The 15,296-nt window shown below is 58.0% G+C and carries 11 protein-coding genes; 9 read left to right on the plus strand and 2 right to left on the minus strand.

All coding sequences use genetic code 11. From position 1 onward, the window contains the following. Positions 1 to 4: 4 nt before the first annotated feature. Positions 5 to 2,113 carry a methyl-accepting chemotaxis protein gene (locus HMPREF9162_RS06090; RefSeq protein WP_009438916.1) on the minus strand — a complete coding sequence of 703 codons (2,109 nt, stop codon included), beginning with the start codon at positions 2,111 to 2,113 and terminating at the stop codon, positions 5 to 7. A 41-nt stretch (positions 2,114 to 2,154) separates the two neighbouring features. Next, entirely contained in the window at positions 2,155 to 3,507 is a 1,353-nt protein-coding gene (locus HMPREF9162_RS06095; protein WP_009349310.1) for an amino acid permease, read from the minus strand. Positions 3,508 to 3,665: 158 nt separating this feature from the next. On the opposite strand from HMPREF9162_RS06095, the gene HMPREF9162_RS06100 reads away from it, so the two are divergent. From HMPREF9162_RS06100 to HMPREF9162_RS06140, 9 genes are all read left to right on the plus strand, one after another. Beyond that, the gene (locus tag HMPREF9162_RS06100; protein ID WP_009438632.1) at positions 3,666 to 4,316 is read left to right on the plus strand and encodes a hypothetical protein; all 651 of its coding nucleotides are present in this window, start codon (positions 3,666 to 3,668) and stop codon (positions 4,314 to 4,316) included. Next, positions 4,288 to 4,947 (plus strand): YigZ family protein, encoded by a 660-nt coding sequence (locus HMPREF9162_RS06105; RefSeq protein WP_009438680.1) that lies wholly within the window; start codon positions 4,288 to 4,290, stop codon positions 4,945 to 4,947. Before HMPREF9162_RS06100 ends, HMPREF9162_RS06105 begins: the two co-directional genes overlap by 29 nt. Positions 4,948 to 5,070: 123 nt before the next feature. Next, positions 5,071 to 6,399, plus strand: coding sequence for a threonine/serine exporter ThrE family protein (locus HMPREF9162_RS06110; protein ID WP_009438762.1), 1,329 nt, complete (start codon positions 5,071 to 5,073; stop codon positions 6,397 to 6,399). Between the two features lie 136 nt (positions 6,400 to 6,535). Further along, complete coding sequence (locus HMPREF9162_RS06115) at positions 6,536 to 8,167, plus strand: malolactic enzyme (RefSeq protein WP_009438709.1); 1,632 nt, start codon at positions 6,536 to 6,538, stop codon at positions 8,165 to 8,167. 95 nt (positions 8,168 to 8,262) lie between these two features. Next, a complete protein-coding gene (locus HMPREF9162_RS06120) occupies positions 8,263 to 9,672 on the plus strand; it encodes a DHA2 family efflux MFS transporter permease subunit (RefSeq protein WP_009438823.1) in 1,410 nt (469 codons plus the stop codon). A gap of 215 nt (positions 9,673 to 9,887) precedes the next feature. Continuing rightward, positions 9,888 to 11,006, plus strand: a complete 1,119-nt coding sequence (gene ald, locus HMPREF9162_RS06125) for an alanine dehydrogenase (protein WP_009349319.1) — start codon at positions 9,888 to 9,890, stop codon at positions 11,004 to 11,006. A gap of 93 nt (positions 11,007 to 11,099) precedes the next feature. Then, the gene (locus HMPREF9162_RS06130; protein WP_009438688.1) at positions 11,100 to 12,479 is read left to right on the plus strand and encodes an amino acid permease; all 1,380 of its coding nucleotides are present in this window, start codon (positions 11,100 to 11,102) and stop codon (positions 12,477 to 12,479) included. Between the two features lie 232 nt (positions 12,480 to 12,711). Then, the gene (alr, locus tag HMPREF9162_RS06135; protein ID WP_009438812.1) at positions 12,712 to 13,818 is read left to right on the plus strand and encodes an alanine racemase; all 1,107 of its coding nucleotides are present in this window, start codon (positions 12,712 to 12,714) and stop codon (positions 13,816 to 13,818) included. A 188-nt stretch (positions 13,819 to 14,006) separates the two neighbouring features. Then, entirely contained in the window at positions 14,007 to 15,284 is a 1,278-nt protein-coding gene (locus HMPREF9162_RS06140; protein WP_009438906.1) for a hypothetical protein, read from the plus strand. The last annotated feature ends 12 nt before the right edge of the window (positions 15,285 to 15,296 follow it).

Here is a 15,296-nt window from a genome sequence, read left to right on the forward strand (position 1 = left end):
TTTCTCAGCGAATCGACCGGAGAACCGCTTCCAATTCGTCAAAGCGCCGTCCTAGGCTCTCTCCGAGCTCTGCCGCTTTTTCGATGGACGCGCCGGAACTTTGAACTGCGCTCAGCGCACCGTCGAGATTCCGACGCAGGGTCTCGATCTGTCCGTCAAAGCCGTGTTCAAAGGTCTCGACCTTCTCTTCAAACTCTTGATTCGTCGCAAGCATTTTGTCAATCTCCTGTACATCGCGCAGGAGCTGCGTAATCGCCTCATCGGAAGCCTCCAGGCGTTCGCGCGTATTCTCGGAGAGCTTTCGTACCTCTCCTGCCACAACGGCAAATCCGCGTCCCGCCTCGCCTGCACGAGCGGCTTCGATCGCCGCGTTGAGCGCGAGGAGATTGATCTGTGCCGAGATCTCCGTAATCATCTGCATAACCTGTTCGATCTTCTTCGTGCTCTCTGTGAGGGTCTGCAGCTTTGGTGTGATCTCAGCGTTGCGTCCAAGGAGTTCTTTGGTCATATCCCCCTGCCCGCCGAGACTGCTGCTCAGCGTCCCCACAAGTTCCGAAACATTTCCGGCGCTCTCGGAGACACGCATCATCGTCTCCGCCAGCCCCGCCATTTGGCTTCGATAGGAAGCGAACTCACCAATGATGCCGTCCTTCAAATCGCCGATAATCTGCATGTGGGTGATTTCACGCGTGAGGAACGACTTTTGACAGTCTGCATAGATCGTCGGAAAATGATCCAGATAATTATCTTCAAATTTTTCGCCGGACATCCGATAAAAGAAAATTGCCGTCAATGTCTCGTTGAGGTGTACTCCCGAGATTTCGCCAAGTGCGGAATACCCTGCCACAGGAATGCCCGCGAAGAGATCTGCGCCCGCCAGTTCGGCCGAAAAAACGAGCCGCCGCGACACACAGTCGTTGAGCACCGCACCGATCGGCGTCGGTTTTCCCTTTGCGAACGCGCGATAATCCGCTTTGAGGGTTTCGATGAGCTTGGTGCGGCGCACCAGACGGATTTCTTCCCCTGCCGTGATATCGCAGTAAAGGCGCAGGCTCTTGGTCTTCTCATCGATGCTGTGCAGTGCCCGGATACAAAGTTCGCGTCCGATGCGCGTTGCAAAATTATAACCTGCCATAGCATCTATAAGCCCGGAGATGTCGGAAACATGCAGCTCTTTCATCAGCACTTCGGCAAACGATACAGGATGCCCGTCAGCATCTGCAACAGTATCCACAGTGCGGAATGTCGAATCTGACCCGATGACCGTCCACTTCTTCCCCGTATCCTCTACCGCCTGCGTCTTAAATATTGCATAGCGGTAACTTTCGGCAAGCTTGACAACAAGAACAGCCGCATGGTTCTCAAGAACCTTTTTCCCGTCGTAGATGTAGGTATGCGAGAAATCCAGCGCACCGCCCGCACTGCCGCCAATATAGGGACAAGGCAAAATTCCTGCGTCATAGATCCCCTTGAGCACAAAGGATTCGCATGAACTCACCCCGTCGACATAAACGAAGGCGAACGTATCGTCAAAACGTACCGGAAACGGAATACTCTCGTGACGCAGATCTTCACGTATGCGCCGGGTACGCTCTGCCGGTGTGAGCTCGGACACGCCCCGCCGCATGTCGTCGTTATGCAGAGAGAGCGTCAGCATATGCGACTGCACGATCATCCGCTGAGAGAACGCCTGCAGCAGGATCTTTGCACGCCCTTCCTTCGCATCTAAGTAATAGGAACGCGATCCCTGCTCATAGGCAAGCTCCCCGCAGGTCGTCATGAGAAGGATCTTCACATTCGGCGGTGACGCGGCGGATACGGCACGTGAGACGTCTTCCATTGAAAGATCCGCCGAAACGAATCCCAAAACAACGGCAGGTCCGCCCGGCAAGTCATATAGTTCCCGCAGCCGCTCCGCCGTCAGCTCCGCGCGCGAAAGATACGCTGTCTTGATGTCTGCGCCTCCGACCGGTGCCCCGAGCCCCTCAAAGGGCACGTGTGCTTTGGCAGGCGTCTCTTTGGGCGTATCCCCGGACGTCAGCGGCTTTGCCTTAATCCGATCCGCGAGAGATACTTCCGACTCCTCTTTTTTCTTCCCCAAAAAACCGAACATATTTACTTCCTCCCTCTCTCTGTTTTCCTCATTATATCACGTCAGCGCGTGCGGTGTAAAACGCGATAGACGAGCATCGGTACGATGAGCATCGGTACGCCAAGATAGAGTGCGGCACGCAGTTCGGGCGTAAAGATCATGAACACGAGACAGAGCACCTGTGCCCAAATGCCGAAGAGTGTCACATAGGGGAACAGCGGCATACGGTAGCGCAGCAGTGAGACCTCGCCCCGTGCCTCGAGTGTGCGCCGCCGCCGATATTGGCTCCAGCAGATCGAGATCCACGCCGCCGCCCCCGAGAATCCGGAGAGCGCGAGCAGATAAGTGTAAAGTGCAGCATGGGGGTTCGCTGCATAAATGCCGATGACCACCCAGCAAAAAGCGATGGATGCATAGATTGCACGCGAAGGAATTCCCTTCCCGTTCAGGCCGCCGAGTATCCGCGGTGCCATCCCCATCGTCGCGAGGGCATGAACCGTGCGTGCCGCACCGTATAGTCCCGAGTTCGAGCACGAGATCGCCGCCGTCAGCACAACGAGAGAGAAGAACGCCGCAAGCTGCGAAAATCCGTGCGCCTCGAGCGCCGCTGCAAACACACTCTCCGTGAGCGTTGCCCGATCCCACGGCAGAATGGAGATGAGCAGCGTAATGGGAACGATGTAGAGCGCGATGATGCGCCACGTCACATTGCGCACTGCGAACGGAATGCTGCGCGCGGGATCCGCTGTCTCCCCCGCCGCAAGCCCGATGATCTCCGCCCCCTGGAAGTTGACAAGGATAATGACCATCGTGAGCGCGATGCTCCAATATCCATGCGGAGCAAAGCCCCCGCTCCCGAGAAGGATGCGCGTGCCGATAAAGCCCTCCTCCCCGATGAGTCCGAGACAAATGAGGAGCGCAACGATACTGAACGCCACGAGCGCAAGAATCTTGCAGAGCGAGAGCCAAAACTCGCTCTCTCCAAATTTATCCACACGGAACAGATTGATGACCGTCACGATGAGTCCGAAGAATACTGCCCACCAAATTGTCCCGACCTCGGGCAGGAATGAGTTCATGATGATGCCCGCCGCAATCATCTCGGAGGGCACATAGGAGACCCACGTCACCCAGTACGACCACCCGACGCCGCACGCCCACGCCGCCGAAATATTTTCCCGCGCATAGACAACAAACGAACCGGACAGCGGTTTCTCTACCGCAAGTTCCGCGAGACAGAGCATAACCGCGAGGACGATGAGTCCACCGAGCAGATACGAGATCACGGATGCAGGTCCCGCCTGCTCGATCACATAGCCCGTACCGAGAAAATATCCGCTCCCAATGACACCGCCGATGGAGATGAGCTGAAGATGCCGATGCTTCAGCTTCCGCTGCATGGTCGATTCGCTCATTGCCTTGATAACACAACCTTTCTTCGCATTTGAACACAGTCCTTAAAAAAACCGCTTTCATCATACTACAAGACCGCGGCGATTACTATCATTTATTTGACAAAAACGTAAATTTTTATTATGATTTGATTATCCATAGTTAAGGAGGCCGTTACATTATGAAATTTAGAGCCTTATTGCTTGCACTCGCCCTCGTTTTCGGCACTGCGGGAATTTCTTCTGCTGCCGTCACCGACCACCGCGAGACTGCGGTAAACCTCTCCGTCGCCTATCCCGTGCTCAGTCTTGACGACACGGCTGCCGCAGATCGCATCAACGCCGATATCCGGGCGTTCGCGGAAAGCTACCGCGCGCAGTTTGAGAGCGGCGCATTCTACCGCGGTGAGCTCGGCTATCGCGTCCATCTCGACGACGACAATTTCCTCTCCGTGACGTTTTCCGACCTGCGCTATGCCCTGCGCGAGAACACGCCCGTGCGCCGTGACTACGGCTTCGTCTATTATAAAAAGACGGGGCAGAGGCTCCCGCTCGCGTTCTTCGTGCATGTCACACCGTCTGATCTCGACGGCGAAGCGGTCAGCGGACACCTCTACAACGAGCAGGGCCGCAACACCCCCATCCGACCGGAGAAATCCGTCCAAGAGGTTCCCGTGAACTACTTCCTCGGCGGGCGCGGCTTCGTCTGCCCCATCTTCCAAGCAGGCGAGCTCACGGCGAGCACGGGGCCGACCTACATTCTGCTCGACGCCTCCATCGTCGACTACTTCAACCGTAAAACAAATGACCATTGCATCCTATATAACTGTTAAGACAGGGGAGACGCCGATCGCAGGCGTCTCCCCTGTTGCGTATGAAATTGAGCGCTCTCGCTTCCTCTCCTATGTTCGTCACGCCGAGGAGGAGAGCTCTGTTCGCGTTTGGCTCGAGGAGATCCGAAAGAAGCATTTCGACGCGCGCCACACGCCGTACGCCTTTGTCTGCGGTGCATCCGCCGACAGGCAGCGCTCGAGCGACGACGGCGAGCCGGGCGGCACGGCGGGCAGTCCCATCCTCGCGGCGATCAAGGCGCGCGGCATCACAAACGCCGCCGTTGCCGTTGTCCGTTATTTCGGCGGCATCAAGCTCGGCGCCGGCGGTCTTATCCGAGCCTATGCACACGCAGCGGGGCTCGGACTCGATGCCGCTGCAAAAGTACGTATGACGCCCCTGCGCACATTGCGCCTGCACATCGGCTATGACCTGCTCAGCTCTGTCGAACGCTATATCCGAGATGCCGCACTCCACATGGGCGATGCTGTCTATACGGACACCGTGACATTGACGCTCCTCCTCCCCCCGGAAGAATGCGACACTCATGCCCGCGCGCTGACCGATCAAACAGCGGGACGCGCCGTATTCGAATGGGGCGAAACAAGTTTTGCCGCCGTCCCGCTTCCATAGTCTCCGGTACTTTCCATGGAGAAAAACTTTCAAAATCGTGCCTCATCCGGTTCCCCCTTCCAAGGCTCTATGCTATAATGTGTAAAAGTTGTAAATAGATGAGAAAGGCACACGGTAGCTTCTATGGAAACAACGCGCATTCAAAATGCGAAAAGCGACGACAACAAGACCCTCAACCGCAAGATGAAAATTCTGCTTGACATCGGGCAGACACTCATGGAGAGCGGCGCGGACTGCGCGCGCATCATCCGCGATATGACGCGCGCCGCCGCGCATCTGCGCATTCCCTCCGACCAGATACAGTCCCACGTCACCTATACGACCCTCATGCTGAGCGTCAGCGACGGCGAGCGCTCCTTCACGCAGTTCCGCAAGTGTATGAAGCACGGCGTCAACCTCGCCGTCATCGCCGCCGTCAGCAAACTCACCTGGCGCATCCTGCGCGGCAACACCTCCATACGTCCCATCGAGCGCGCCATCGCGCGCATCCGGGAACGCCCGCTCTGCTACCCCGCGTGGCTCATCGCACTCGGCGCGGCCGTCGGCTCCGGCGGCTCATGCAAGCTGTTCGGGGGCAGCTGGCTCGAGGCGCTCGTCGCAACGATCGCGGCACTCGTCGGCTTCATCGCGCATCGTCTCAGCACGAGGTATGCGTTCAACCCGTATGCCTGCGCCATGATCACGGGCTTTACGGCCACGCTCTGCGCATGGGTCATCCCGACGGCGCTCGGACTGGAGACGATGTGGTATGCGCTCGTCGCCTGCACCATCTTTCTGATGCCGGGGTTCCCGTCGGTCAATGCCGCGAGCGACATGCTCAATCGGTTTATCACGTCCGGCATGACGCGCGCCATGGACACCATGCTGATCATCGGCGGGCTCACCTTCGGCATCGCGTTTGCCATCCTCATCGCCGGGATCCACAACATCTCCGACGTCCACATTCAGCCGACGGATACCTATCTCAACCAAGCGATTGCGGCGGCGCTTGCGGCCGGCGGCTTCTCCATCATGTTCAACACGCCGAAAAAACTGCTTGCCGTCGTCGCCGTCGAAGGCATCGTGACTATGCTGATCCGCAACGTCATCATGCTTGAGTTCGGACTGCCGCAGGCGATCGGCTCATTTGTCGCCGCCGCCGTCGTCGGCATCGCCGCGCTGAAGATCATCCACATCGTCCACACGCCGAATACCGTCCTCATCATCCCGCCCGTCATTCCGCTCGTCCCGTGCGTCCTCCTCTACCGACTCCTCTTCGCCATCCTCCACATACAGACCATCTCCGTGGAGGAGCTGCTCGAGGCACTGCGCTTCGGCGTCGACGGCATCACCATCATCCTCGCCATCGTCGTCGGCGTCTCCATCCCGAATATCTTCATCCAAAAACGCATGGAGCGCGCACAACAGCGCGAAATCGACGCCATCATCGCGGCGCGCGAAGCAGAGGTCTAATCTCACACAACATCCCTGTGCGGCATTTCCACGCAGGGTATTTTTACGTACTCACCAATTTTCCTGCACCAAAACGTCTCGTTTTGTGTTATGCTAGATTTAGCTTTTAGATATATGGGACATGGGAGGATCTATCATGACACCGTATGACATTCTGAACAATCCGTTCCTCAACAAAGGAAGCGCCTTCACCGAGGAGGAACGCGACCGCCTCGGTCTGCGCGGACTCCTGCCGCCCGCCGTGCAGACGCTCGAGGAGCAGGCGGCGCAGGCGTATGAACTCTATCAAAAGAAAGCGTCGCCCCTGCAAAAACGCGAGTACCTCATGCGCATCTTCTCCATCAACCGCACGCTCTTCTTCAAGGTGTTTGCGGAGCACGTCGAAGAGATGATGCCCATCGTCTACGATCCCGTCATCGCCGAGAGCATCGAAGGGTACAGCCACGAATTTATTGATCCGGAGTACGCCGTCTACCTCACCGAGAATGATGAAGCACAGTTCAAGGATATCCTCCGCCGTGCTGCGGGCGATCGCAAAATCCGTCTGATCGTCGTCACGGATGCCGAGGAGATTCTGGGCATCGGCGACTGGGGAACAAACGGCGTCGATATCTCCGTCGGCAAGCTCATGGTCTACACTGCGGCTGCGGGCATCGATCCCGCCTGCGTACTCCCCGTTGTGCTCGACGTCGGCACGAATCGCAAGACTCTTCTGGATGATCCGCTCTATCTCGGCGTGCGAAAGAATCGACTCACGGGCGATGCCTATCACCGCGTCGTTGCCTCCTTTGTGGACGCCGCGGAGAGCCTCTTTCCCGATCTCTACCTGCATTTTGAAGACTTTGGGCGCGATCACGCGACCGCCCTCCTGCGCGAATACCGCCCGCGCATTGCCACGTTCAACGATGACGTGCAGGGAACGGGCATCATCTCGCTTGCGGGCATCCTCGGTGCCCTGCGCATCAGCAAGGAAAAACTGACGGATCAGACCTACATGTGCTTTGGCGCGGGTACGGCGGGCGTCGGCATCGCAAATCTTATCATGAGCGAAATGATCGCGCAGGGGCTTTCCCCGGAGGAGGCGCGCAGGAGATTCTACCTTGTGGATCGGCAGGGGCTGCTCTTTGACGATATGAACGATCTCACCGAGGAGCAGCGCCCCTTTGCCCGCAGCCGCAGCGAGTTCCCGCAGGGAGCGCCGAGCGCCGATCTCCTCGGTGCCGTGCGGGCGGTACATCCGACGATTCTCGTCGGCACTTCCACTGCCCCCGGCACATTCAGCGAAGCGGTTGTGAAGGAAATGGCGTCACATACCGCGCGCCCCATCATCTTCCCGCTCAGCAACCCGACCAAACTCGCCGAAGCGACTGCGCAGGATCTTCTCCGATGGACGGACGGAAAGGCACTGATTGCAACGGGCATCCCGTACGATCCCATTGACTTTGGCGGCGTCACCTACCGCATCGGACAGGCGAACAACGCGCTCATCTACCCGGGCGTCGGTCTCGGCGTGCTTGCTGTGCGGGCAAAACGGCTCAGCGACCGCATGATCTCCGCCGCCGCACACGCACTTGGCGGACTCGTTGACCCTGACGCCCCCGGCGCCGCCGTGCTGCCGCCCGTCTCGCGTCTCACCGAATTCTCGCGCACTGTCGCAGAGAAGGTCGCCGCATGTGCCGTCGAAGAAGGACTCGCCGAACAAACAGACATCGGCAAGGCAATCGACGCGATCCGCTGGACACCCGAATATCGTCCGCTGAATATCTAAAACTTCGATTGAATAAATAAAGAAACAGAGCATATGTCTTTGCTCTGTTTCTTTATTTCATCTCACACAGCATATATTTTCAGAAAGGATCACCTATGTCATCGGAATTTCAATTCGAACGCCGTATTGACGCAAAGCTCCTGCTCTCCCTCCTCGTGGCGGGTCTGATGTCCTTTACAGGCGTCGTCATTGAGACGGCAATGAACGTCACCTTCCCGACGCTGATGCAGGAATTTGACATCGGTATCTCCGTCGTTCAGTGGATCACGACGGTCTATCTGCTCATGCTTGCCGTGATCATCCCGCTCTCGGCTTTTCTCAAGGCACGATACGCAATGCGGCGGCTGTTCTTCACGGCGAGTCTCCTCTTTCTCATCGGCACGCTGCTGGGAGCATCCGCGAACAGTTTCGCCATGCTCCTCGTCGGACGCCTGCTGCAAGGTGTGGGAACGGGCATTGCCCTCCCTCTCATGTTCAATATTGTGCTCGAGCAGGCACCGCTCGACCGTACGGGAATGATGATGGGCGTCGCCTCGCTCATCTGTGCGCTTGCTCCTGCCGTGGGGCCGTCCTTCGGCGGGTGGGTTGTCGAGACCTTTGGATGGCGCGAAATCTTTCTCTCGCTGCTCCCCGTCCTCATGCTTTCATTTATCGCGGGCATGTATGCGATTCGCCAATCGTCTGCGCTCAATCGTCCCTCCTTTGATGCGTTGTCTTACGTTTTCCTCTCATTGGGATTTATCGCACTCATTCTCGCAACGAGTTTCGCAGGAGACGACGGCTGGAGCGATCCAAAAATTCTTGCCCTCCTCGCTGCATTTATCCTGCTCCTCGCCGCATTCGCCCGGCGGTCAAGCGGGAGCAAATCACCGCTCATCCGGCTCTCCATCTTTGGCGACGCCCGCTTTACACTCAGCGTTCTCGCGCTCCTCCTCGTTCAGTTCATCACACTCGGACTCGGTTTTCTCCTGCCGAACTTTTCTCAGCTCGTACATGGAGAATCCCCCTTCACCGCAGGCTGTATCCTCCTGCCGGGGTGTATTGTCGGCGCGATTCTCGCCCCGTTCGGCGGTCGTATGCTCGACACGTACGGAGCACGCCGCCCCATCCTCTTCGGCTGCACGCTGATTGCCCTCGCCGCACTGTCCTTCGCACTCGCCCTCCCTGCATCGACAACGCTCTCCCTCACGGTGATCTATGTTGTCTATACAATTGGACAAGGATTTGCAGCAGGCAACATTATGACGAACGGTGTGCGCTTGCTTACGTCCGCACGCCAAAGTGACGGAAATGCCGTCTGCAACACGCTCCAGCAGCTCGCAGGTGCAGTCGGAACCGCCGTCGTCTCGAGCATCGTCGCGGCAGGACAGCAAACCGTCCCCGCGTCGCTCCCGGACGGTACCATGACCGGAAGCCTGAACGCCCTCTATTTCCTCTTCGCCTGCGCCGTCTTTGCCCTTATCGCAATGTTCATCGCATTAAAGGGAACGACACGACAAAATTAATCACCGAATACGAACAACCGGCGCAGCAGCTTGTGCCGGTTGTTGTGTCCAAGTTTGACCCAATACCGCCAAAAGAATCTTATGTATACAAAAGTAAATGCGATTCTTTTTACTTGACAAAACTATCTGAATTATAATAAAATGCTAACTAGGGTAATTTGCAACGTTTACCTGCCGTGTAAACCTTCTGTTATGTATGTGTAGGAGGAAAAAGCATGATTGTTGGCGTTTCGAAGGAAATCAAGAACAATGAGTTCCGCGTCGGTATGACCCCTGCGGGTGTCGAGGCAATGCGCCGTGCCGGTCACACGGTACTGATCGAAGAGGGCGCCGGGGTCGGCAGCGGGTTCACCGATGCCGATTACAAGGCAGTTGGAGCAGAAATCATCTCGGATAAGAAGGCGCTCTTCGATAAATCAGAAATGATCGTCAAGGTCAAAGAGCCGCTCGAATCCGAATACGATCTCTTCCACGAGGGACAGATCCTCTTCACCTACCTTCACCTCGCGGCAGAGCCGGCGCTGACCGAAGCGCTCCTCAAGAAGAAGGTTGTCGGCATTGCTTATGAAACCGTCCTCGGCAGAAACGGCGTCGGACTCCCCCTCCTCGCTCCGATGAGCGAGATCGCAGGGCGTATGTCCGTACAGATCGGTGCACAGTTCCTTGAGAGCCGTTACGGCGGCAGCGGCGTTCTCCTCGGCGGCATCGCAGGCGTTGCGGCGGGACAGGTCGTCATCATCGGCGGCGGCAACGTCGGCACGAACGCGGCGAAGATCGCCGTCGGTCTCGGTGCACGCGTCACCATCATCGACCTCTCCATTGAGCGTCTGCGTTATCTCGACGAGATCTTTGGCGGCCGCGTGATCACAGAGTACTCCTCGAGCTACAACATCGCAAAGTGGGTGCGCGAGGCAGACCTGCTCATCGGCTCCGTACTCGTTCCGGGCGGCCGTACCCCGACCCTCGTCACCGAGGATATGGTCAAGACCATGAAGAAGGGTTCCGTCATCGTTGACGTCGCCATCGATCAGGGCGGCTCCATCGAGACCTGCGATCATGTGACGACGCATGAGGATCCGACGTTCGAGAAGCACGGCGTCATTCACTACTCCGTCGCAAACATCCCGGGTGCCGTTTCCCGCACCTCCACGCTCGGCATCACGAACGCAACCATTCCCTATGCGGTCGCTATCGCATCGAAGGGCTACAAGGCTGCGCTTAAGGAAGTGCCGGGACTCAAATCCGGTCTCAACACCGTGGACGGCCATCTGACGAACAAAGCCGTCTCCGAGGCGCTGAACATTCCGTTCGAGGAAATTGACAAGTTCCTCTAATCCCTTGAACGATTGAATCCTGAAGAGCTGTTTCACCGTGCATCTCCGTGCTCCGTGAAACAGCTCCTTTTGTAAAAAAAGTGGGAGAGTTTTATGCATTTCTGGAAAAAGAAAACACTGGAGGACTTCAGTGCGCAGCGTGAGGGCAGTAAGCTGATCCGCACGCTCAGCACTCTTGATCTCACCTTCCTTGGCATCGGCGGCATCATCGGCGCAGGCGTCTTCGTCCTGACAGGTATTGGTGCCGCGAAATACGCCGGTCCTGGCATTGTCCTATCGTTCATTGCCGCAGGACTTCTCTGTATGCTGGTCGGTCTTGCATATGCGGAGCTGGCCTCACTGATCCCCGTCGCGGGCAGCGCGTATGCCTATACCTTTGCCTCGCTCGGCGAGGGCATGGCGTTCCTCTGCGGATGGTCGCTCATCATCGGCTACATCGTCACGGCGAGTGCAGTTGCCGTTGGATTCTCCGCCTATTTCTCAGGCATGATGGCGTCGCTCGGGATGGAGATCCCAAAAGCGCTGACGACAACCATGCCGGAGGGCGGTCTCATCAATCTCCCCGCCGTGGTCATCACGCTCGTACTGGGGCTGATCCTGGCGCACGGCACAAAGGAAAGTGCAAAGCTCAACATGGCGCTGATCCTCATTACACTCTGCGCGATCGTTGCTTTTGTCGCCGTCACCGCCCCCCATGCTGTTGCGGATAATCTGGATCCCTTCCTGCCGTTTGGCCCCGGAGGGATCATGGCAGGAGCTGCCGTCGTATTCTTCTCCTTTATGGGATTTGACACCGTAGCAACCTCGGCGGAAGAATGCAAGACACCGGAGAAGAGTCTGCCGATTGGCATTGTGCTCTCTATCTTCGTCTGCATCTGCCTCTATGCCGCCGTCGCGCTCGTCCTCACGGCAACCATCAACTACACAGATCTCGATCGTGCAGATCCCGTCGCGTACTGTCTGCGGCTCATCGGCTATACGGGGCTTGCGAACTTCGTCACCGTTGGCATCCTCGCGGGCATGATCACGACACTCATCGTCTACATCTTCGGACAGGCACGCGTCTTCTTCGCAATGTCGCGCGACGGCTTCCTGCCCATGGCTCTCTGCAAAATCCATGAGGACTATGGCACACCGTACGTCATCACGCTCGTCGGCTCGCTCTCAATTGCGATCATTGCGGGCTGCGTTCCGATGCTCTACATCGTCGAGCTGGCGAATACGGGCGTTTTGACGGCGTTCCTGCTCGTCTTTGTCGGGCTCATCGCCCTGCGCCGCAATGCGCCCGAACTGCCGCGCACGTTCCGGTTCCCGATGCTCTACGTCCTTGCCCCGATCGGCATCGTAGTCTGCATCTACCTGATCTACGCGCTGTCCGTTACGACAAACGTCATCTTCTTCGTCCTGCTGCTGCTCGGGCTTGGGTTCTATTACACCTACGCTGAAAAGCATCGCTGCTGGGAGAAAAAATAATCCCCGTTGATATTCCTCATGGCCGGGATACCCTCGCATACGCGTCGGCATCCCGGTTTTTTAATTGTTCACCGCATCACGCTGCCTTTTAGAAACACCCGCGCACTTTTTTCGTGCAAAAATCTTTCATCACGAGATGAATACATTGCATAATGGCGCAACGTACGGTAGAATAGGCAGGAACCACAAAGAAACCGCAATCATACAATGATTTTTGAAAGGGAGTGCATCTATGCCCAGTCGCGCGGCATGGGTCGAGATCAATCTCGGTGCAATCGCACATAACTACAGCGAAATACGTAAACATATTCAAAAGGATGCAAAACTCTGTGCAGTCGTCAAGGCAGACGCTTACGGGCACGGTGCGATCGCCGTGGCACGCAAGGCGATTGCCGCCGGCGCAGAATATCTGGCGCTCGCTACAATTTCTGAGGCGCTGAAGCTGCGCGAGGCGGGCTTTACAACGCCGCTCCTCATCCTAGGACTGACGAAGGCGGAAAACTCCTTTGACATCGTCGACGCGGACATCACACAGACCGTCTGCCGTCTTGATCTTGCAGAGGCGCTCTCTGCGGAAGCCGTCTGTCAGAATAAAACGGTCAAGGTGCATCTCGCGGTCGACACGGGGCTTGGGCGCATTGGCGTCCGTCCCGAAGATGCGGCGTCAATGGCGCGGGCGATCATCTCCCTCCCGAACGTGGAGCTCGAAGGAGTGTTCTCCCATTTCGCCCTCGCCGACACTGCGGACAAGTCCTTTGCGATGCAGCAAGTTCGTCTCTTTGCAGAGGCATGCGATGCCATCGAGCGCGCGGGCATCCACATCCCCATCCGGCACATCGCAGAATCGGCGGCGATTCTCGATCTGCCGGACGTACATTTTGATATGGTGCGTGCGGGCATCATCCAGTACGGCATCTGGCCGTCGAACGAAGTCACCCGCCCCATCACGCTGCACCCTGCGATGAAGTTCTGTGCGCGCATCGTCTATATCAAGACCGTCGCGCCGGGTGACTCCGTCGGTTACGGGCGAGCATTCATCGCCCCGCGGGAGACGCGCATCGCGACGATCTCGGTCGGCTACGCAGACGGTTTCCTGCGCGCATATGCGGGCGGTTCGGTAGAGCTGCACGGGAGACGTGCCCCCATCGCGGGGCGCATCTGCATGGATCAGTGTATGATCGACGTGACGGACATCCCGGAGGCGGCGATCGGCGATGTGGTGACGCTCTTCGGTTCGGAGACGCTCACCGCCGACGAAGTCGCCGCACGCGCGGGTACGATCAGCTATGAGGTGCTTTGCCTCGTCTCGAAACACGTCTCGCGGATTTACATGAAGTAAAATTTTTCCCAAAAAAACAAGACCGATATGCTTCCGCACCAAGCGCAAGCATATCGGTCTTGTTCGTTGCTCCGCGCTCATTTTTCAGCACTTCCCCGCGTCTGTCCATTCTTATTTGTGCAAATTCTTTCTTTATGGTAAAATAGAAATGTTTTTTAGACAACGGCAGATAAGCTAGGAGAACGGTGATGAGCAGCGACAAAAAAGCGATGCTGCGCGCGTGCTGCGCGATGCTTCCGCTTGCCCTCGTCGCCGCGCTCACGCTCGTCCTCGTTGCTTCCTTGCTCGCGCGCGCGGGCGTGCCGCTGCCGGCGGCATATGCGGTGAGCATTGTCTCCGCCGCGCTCGGCACGCTGCTCATATCGCGCGGCGGGCGGACGCTGATTGCGCTCCCCTCTCCCGCGATTGCGGCATGGCTCATCTACGAGGAGATCATCGCGCGCGGGCTCGCGTGGCAGGAAGCGCTCGGCATCGTCGCCGTTGTTTCCCTGCTCTACGCACTGCTCTTTCATGCAGAGCGCGAGACGCATCCGATCGATCTCCTGCCGCCGATTGTCCGGACGGGGCTCGTCCTCGGGCTCGGATTCTCCATGCTCGTGACGGCGTGCCTCTACGCGCGCATCCTGCTCCCCTCGCCGTGGGCGCTTACAATGGGCGGCGCACTCTCCGATCCGCTGATGTACTACACGATCGTCGGCATCGTGCTCACGCTCGTGCTGCATACGATGCACGTGCGCGGCGCCGTGCTCATCGGCATGGCGGTCGTCGGCGCGCTCACGCTGCTCGAAGGCTTTTGGGAAATTCCCGCCGCGCCGTTCCTCCTGCCGGAGGGACTCGATCAAACGCTCGGGGCGTTCACGTTCCCCATGCGCATCGAAGCCGCTGTCACGGTTGGTGTGACGCTCCTTTTTGCGCTCATGGTGGAGAGCGGTGCATCGCTCGCCGCGGTGGAGTCGTTGTCGGAACGCGGCTTCTACCGTGTTCTGACGCGGCTGATCGGCGCGAATTTCGGCGCGGCGCTCCTCGGGGCGTTCCCGCTGACGATCGCGCCGCTCTCGGCGGTGCTTCCCGCGCGGGAGGAAGGGCGCATCGGGGGCATCCCGCTCACGGCGTGTGCCTTTGCCCTATTGCTCTTCCTGCTGCTGCCGTGCGCGCCGCTCGTGCAGGCGATTGCGGATTTCCCCGCGATGCCTGCCGCCGCGCTCTTTTGCTTTGGACTGATGCTCTTTACGCGCGGTCTGCGCCTCCTGCAGGCGTCGCCGGAGCCGCTCACATGGGGCGATGCCCTCGTGCTCGCGATCTTCTTCCTCGCGAGCTACGACATCAGAGTATCCCTGATGGATTCTCTGCTCGTCTGCGTCCTGCTCGGCATCGCGCGCGGCACATGGCTCAAAACGCGCCGGGGAACGATCGTCCTCGCCGCGTTGCTGCTCTTCTTTTTCTTGGTTAAATTCTCATCGATATAGGGGGTTCACTTC

It is taken from the genome of Selenomonas sp. oral taxon 137 str. F0430, from assembly GCF_000183625.1.
Classification (GTDB): Bacteria; Bacillota; Negativicutes; order Selenomonadales; family Selenomonadaceae; genus Centipeda; species Centipeda artemidis.

Coding starts and splice junctions, on each gene's coding strand:
- HMPREF9162_RS06100 (WP_009438632.1), top strand. CDS start 3,666: ATGAAATTTAGAGCCTTATTGCTTGCACTCGCCCTCGTTTTCGGCACT.
- ald (WP_009349319.1), top strand. CDS start 9,888: ATGATTGTTGGCGTTTCGAAGGAAATCAAGAACAATGAGTTCCGCGTC.
- HMPREF9162_RS06110 (WP_009438762.1), top strand. CDS start 5,071: ATGGAAACAACGCGCATTCAAAATGCGAAAAGCGACGACAACAAGACC.
- HMPREF9162_RS06095 (WP_009349310.1), bottom strand. CDS start 3,507: ATGAGCGAATCGACCATGCAGCGGAAGCTGAAGCATCGGCATCTTCAG.
- HMPREF9162_RS06130 (WP_009438688.1), top strand. CDS start 11,100: ATGCATTTCTGGAAAAAGAAAACACTGGAGGACTTCAGTGCGCAGCGT.
- HMPREF9162_RS06090 (WP_009438916.1), bottom strand. CDS start 2,113: ATGTTCGGTTTTTTGGGGAAGAAAAAAGAGGAGTCGGAAGTATCTCTC.
- alr (WP_009438812.1), top strand. CDS start 12,712: ATGCCCAGTCGCGCGGCATGGGTCGAGATCAATCTCGGTGCAATCGCA.
- HMPREF9162_RS06105 (WP_009438680.1), top strand. CDS start 4,288: ATGACCATTGCATCCTATATAACTGTTAAGACAGGGGAGACGCCGATC.
- HMPREF9162_RS06115 (WP_009438709.1), top strand. CDS start 6,536: ATGACACCGTATGACATTCTGAACAATCCGTTCCTCAACAAAGGAAGC.
- HMPREF9162_RS06120 (WP_009438823.1), top strand. CDS start 8,263: ATGTCATCGGAATTTCAATTCGAACGCCGTATTGACGCAAAGCTCCTG.
- HMPREF9162_RS06140 (WP_009438906.1), top strand. CDS start 14,007: ATGAGCAGCGACAAAAAAGCGATGCTGCGCGCGTGCTGCGCGATGCTT.